3 protein-coding genes and 1 pseudogene are annotated in these 4,353 nt (G+C 73.1%); 2 read left to right on the forward strand and 2 right to left on the reverse strand.

The features are described 5' to 3' along the window. A partial coding sequence (locus tag L0P92_RS42480) for a diacylglycerol/lipid kinase family protein (RefSeq protein WP_234768492.1) occupies positions 1-1,242 on the reverse strand: 1,242 nt, incomplete at its 3' end. Between the two features lie 90 nt (positions 1,243-1,332). On the opposite strand from L0P92_RS42480, the gene L0P92_RS42485 reads away from it, so the two are divergent. Beyond that, on the forward strand, positions 1,333-1,866 hold the full coding sequence (locus tag L0P92_RS42485) for a hypothetical protein (protein WP_234768490.1): 534 nt from the start codon (positions 1,333-1,335) through the stop codon (positions 1,864-1,866). On the opposite strand, the gene L0P92_RS42490 is transcribed toward L0P92_RS42485, so the two are convergent. Then, positions 1,856-3,034, reverse strand: coding sequence for a serine hydrolase domain-containing protein (locus L0P92_RS42490; RefSeq protein WP_234768491.1), 1,179 nt, complete (start codon positions 3,032-3,034; stop codon positions 1,856-1,858). The genes L0P92_RS42485 and L0P92_RS42490 overlap by 11 nt on opposite strands. Positions 3,035-3,335: 301 nt before the next feature. On the opposite strand from L0P92_RS42490, the pseudogene L0P92_RS42495 reads away from it, so the two are divergent. After that, a pseudogene (locus L0P92_RS42495) lies at positions 3,336-4,313 on the forward strand (sigma-70 family RNA polymerase sigma factor); the annotation flags it as partial. Between the last annotated feature and the right edge of the window lie 40 nt (positions 4,314-4,353).

Consider the following 4,353-nt stretch of genomic DNA (forward strand, 5'->3'; position numbering starts at 1 on the left):
GCGGGGGACGCGGACGCGTAGGGCGCCGGGGGCGATGCGGCAGTGGACCGGGGTCGGGAGGACGAGGGCCTCGCCGTCGAGGCCGGCCTCGATCTCCGCGCGGTCGGCCTCGACGACCACCTCGGGTGAGGTCAGGATGGTCAGGCCGCCCGGCGCGGGGTCGAGCAGCAGGCCGGCTGCCTCGGCGGCGCTGTCCACCCGGATGCCGAGGACGCCGAGGACCGCGGCGTCGAGGCGGTCGCGGCGGCCGAGGCCGAAGGGGTCGTCCGTGCGGTAGGGGTTGTTGCTGACCAGCACGGCGTGCGGGGCGTCGAGGGTCCGGCCGGCCACGCGGGCGGTGAGCCGCGCGCCCTGCTGCCGGGTGAGCAGGTCGGGCAGCAGCTCCAGGCTGGTGCCGATCTTGTCGTCCCGGTAGCCGGGGCTCTGCACGATGGCCGCGTACGCCCCGAAGGACGCGTTGTTGACGAAGGGCCGCCCGCCCGCGTAGCCGAGGTCGACGCGGAGTTCCACGCCGTCGGTGAGCGCGTCGAGGCAGCCGGCCGGGTCCTCGCGGTCGAGGCCCAGGTCCATGGCGAAGTGGTTGCGGGTGCCGGCGCTGATCACCAGGAACGGGATGTCGTACGCGGCGGCGACGGCCGCGACCAGCGCCTGGGTGCCGTCGCCGCCGGCGACGCCCAGCAGGTCGGCGCCCTCGTCCACGGCCTTGCGGGCCAGGGCGGTGACGTCCTGGTGCTCGTCGGGGTCCAGCAGGATGACGCGGGCGCCGAGACGCTCGGCCTTCTCCCGGAGCCCGAAGCGGACCACCTTCCCGCCACCGGAGCGCGGGTTCATGATCAGGTACGGCCGCTCGGGCGGCGGCGCCTTGCGCTCCCGCATCACCCGTACCCGCGAGCTGCCCGTGCCCCGCAGCGCGTACCGGCCGCTCCACACGGCCACCGCCCACAGCGCCACGGACGCCAGCAGCGCCCAGAACAGCGTGGCCGCGAACAGGGCGACCAGCGCGGCGGGCAGGGCCACGGCGACGACGGCCGCCGCCCAGCGCAGCGGGCCGCGCAGGCTCAGCGTCCACCACACCGCGACCGCGCTGAGGCCCAGCCCCGCCGCCCCCGCCACCAGCAGCAGAACCCCGCCGACACCGCCGTACGCGAGCGGCACCAGCACCGCGAGCCCCGCGGCGGCCAACGCCGTCCGCGCCGCCCACCGCTGTGCGCGGTAGGCCCGCCCGCTCAAGTCCAGGGCCATGATTCCTCCGTTCACCGCGGACATCGTAGGACCGGCCCGAGGCGAGAGGGCACTTTTGAACGTGTTCAAGAAAGGGCGTACCCTGAGCCCATGAGCGACAGAGCCGCCCTGCTCAAGGGCATCCGCGTCTGGCTGGTCTTCTTCGTCGTCTGCCTGGTGCTCAGCGGCGCCACGGCCTTCCCCCTCGTCCACGAACTGCGCTGGACCGAGGACCTGTTGCGCGCCCTGTCCGTTCCGGAGCACCTGCCCGGCCTCATGGACTGGATCGAGCGGGTGCGGCGCGGGCTCGACGCCGCCGACGCCGACCACCCGTTCCTGCTCTACGGCACGGACTGGCTGGCCTTCGCCCACCTCGTCATCGCGGTCGCCTTCTACGGCCCCTACCGCGACCCGGTCCGCAACATCTGGGTCGTCGAGTTCGGGATGATCGCCTGCGCGGGCATCGTCCCGCTCGCCCTGATCTGCGGGCCGATCCGCGACATCCCCTTGTGGTGGTCGGTGATCGACATGTCGTTCGGCGTCTTCGGGATCATCCCGCTGTACGTCGTACGGAAGAGGATCAAGCGGCTGGAGGCGCTGACAGCAGTGTCGGCGCGGCCGGCCGCCGTCGCCGTCAGCGGTTGAACGCCGGGAAGGCGAAGCGCTGGGCGATGGCCAGGCCGTCGCCCTTCGCGTCGGTGGAGTTGACCGAGTAGACCACCGTGCGGGACAGGTCACGGGTGGCCGCGACGACGGTGTGATAGCCGGGACGGGCGCCCGTCTTGCCCCAGATCTCCCTGCCGTCGAGCTCGTAGAGCTCCAACCCGGCGCTCATCGTGGCCCCGTCTACGTCCGGCACCGTGAACATCTCCTTCAGCTGCGGCTCGGGCACCACCCGGCCGCGGAACAGGGCGAACAGCAGCCGTTCCAGGTCCGCCGTCGTCGAGATCATGTCGCCGGCGGCGAACCGGTCGGACATGTTCCACTCGGTCACGTCGACGAGCCTGCCGTCGATCCAGTCGTAGCCGCGGTTGTGCGGGCCGTGGACGCGGGGGTCCGGGCCGGTCGGGAACGAGGTGTGCCGCATGCCGAGCGGGCGGACGATCCGTACGGCCGCCTGGTGGGCGTACGAGTCGCCGGTTACCTTCTCGATCAGCATGCCCAGCACGGTGTAGTGGATGTTGCCGTACCGCTGGTGCTCGCCGGGCGCGTGGTCGGGGTCGGGGCCCTTGGCGACCGACGCGGCCACCACCTCCTCGGGGGTCAGCGTCTCGAAGCGGTGCGCGTAGCCGTCGTCCACGTCCTCGCCGAGGGACGCGCCCGGCTGGAGACCGCTGGTGAAGTTCAGCAGCTGCCGTACGGTGATCGGCGCGAAGTCCTTCGTGAGCAGGCCGGGCAGGTACTGCTGGACGGTCCCGTCGAGGGAGATCCGCCCCTCGGCCGCGAGCTGGAGCACCAGCGCCGACGTCACGATCTTCGTCGTCGAACCGGCCCGGAAGCGGGCGTTCTCCAGCGCCGGCGCCCCGGTTCTCATGTCCCGCACTCCGGCCACCCCGTGCCAGCTCCCCTTGCCGCCCACACGGATCAGCGCGGCCGTCGCGTCCTTGTCGGGCAGCCCGGCGAGCGCGGCGCACAGGGCCTTCACGTCCGGGCCGTGCGGCGAGGCGGCCTCGATCGCCTGCGTGGAGCAGGACGACGAGGACGGCGACGAGGGCGAAGCGGGCCGCGCGGACGCCGCCCCGGCCAGCGGCAGCGCGGTCAGGGTCAGGGCGAGCACGGAGGTGACAAGGGCGGGAAGCGGGCGTACGGGCATCTGCTGCTCCTGGAATCGACGGGATCGCCGGGATCGATGGATCGACGGGAAGTGCGTGATCATCGTCAGGGCGGGGCGGTGTAGGCCGAATCGTCGGCGAGGAGGGGGCCGACCCTGGGGGATCCCGGGAGCAAGTGCCGTACGGAACAAGGGTGTTGTAAGGGATTGCCCTTACGGGCCGTCGACTGCCGAAAAAGTGTTATCGCCGCTGTCTTCACCGCGTCTCCACTCCGGAAGCGGAATGTGATCTCCGATATAGCCACCGGCGCTGGTCAGGCAGGAAGGTGCGTACGGGCAGCAGATGACCTGGGAGAGGACGCACGTGGACGAGGGAGCCCGCAGGCAGTGGCGCTCCACCATCGCGGCGGCGCAGGCCGGGGACCGGCAGGCGCTGGACGAGCTGGTCGAGGGGTGGCTGCCGCTGGTCTACAACGTGGTCGGGCGGGCCCTGAACGGCCATGCCGACGTCGACGACGTCGTCCAGGAGACCATGCTGCGCGCCGTGGACAACCTCGGCTCGCTGCGGGACCCGGACAGCTTCCGCTCCTGGCTCGTCGCCATCGCCATGCGGCAGATCCGGGACCGGGCGCGCCGCAGGCAGACCGCGCGACTGGACGAGTCGGCGGCGCGCGAGGCCACCGACTTCGCCGAACTCACCGTGCTGCGGCTCCAGTTGGAGGGACAGCGGCGCGAGGTCGCCGAGGCGGTGCGCTGGCTGGACGACGAGGACCGGCAACTGCTGTCGCTGTGGTGGCTGGAGGTCGCGGGCGAGCTGACCCGGCGCGAACTGGCCGCCGCGGCCGGGATCAGCCGGCAGCACGCCGCCGTGCGCGTCCAGCGGGTGAAGGAACGACTGGAGACCGCGCGCGGAATCGTCCGCGCGCTCGACGGCGCCTGCCCCGGCCTGCGCGAGGTGACCGCACGCTGGGACGGTCACCCCGACTCCGTCTGGCGCAAGCGGCTGGCCCGGCACATCAGAGGCTGCGGCTACTGCGGCGACACCCGCGAGGCCGTCGTACCGGCCGAACGCCTCCTCGTCGGCATCGCCCTCGTCCCGATCCCGGTCGGCTTCACGCTCTCCCTCGCCCTCGGCGGCAAGACGGCGGTCGCGGCGACGGCCACGGCGACCTCCGTCGGCTGGTCCGCGAAGGTGATGGCCGCGCTCACCCAGCCCGCCGTGGCGGTCACGGCAGGCGCGACGCTCGTCGCGGGCGGCGCCTACGTCGTCACCGAGACCCCGGCCGCCCCGCCCCCGCGCGCGGCCACCCCCCCGGCCGCGCGCGGGGGCGGGGCGGCCGGGGTCTCGGTGACGACGTAGG

Source organism: Streptomyces muensis, assembly GCF_021474425.1.
Classification (GTDB): domain Bacteria; phylum Actinomycetota; class Actinomycetes; order Streptomycetales; family Streptomycetaceae; genus Streptomyces; species Streptomyces muensis.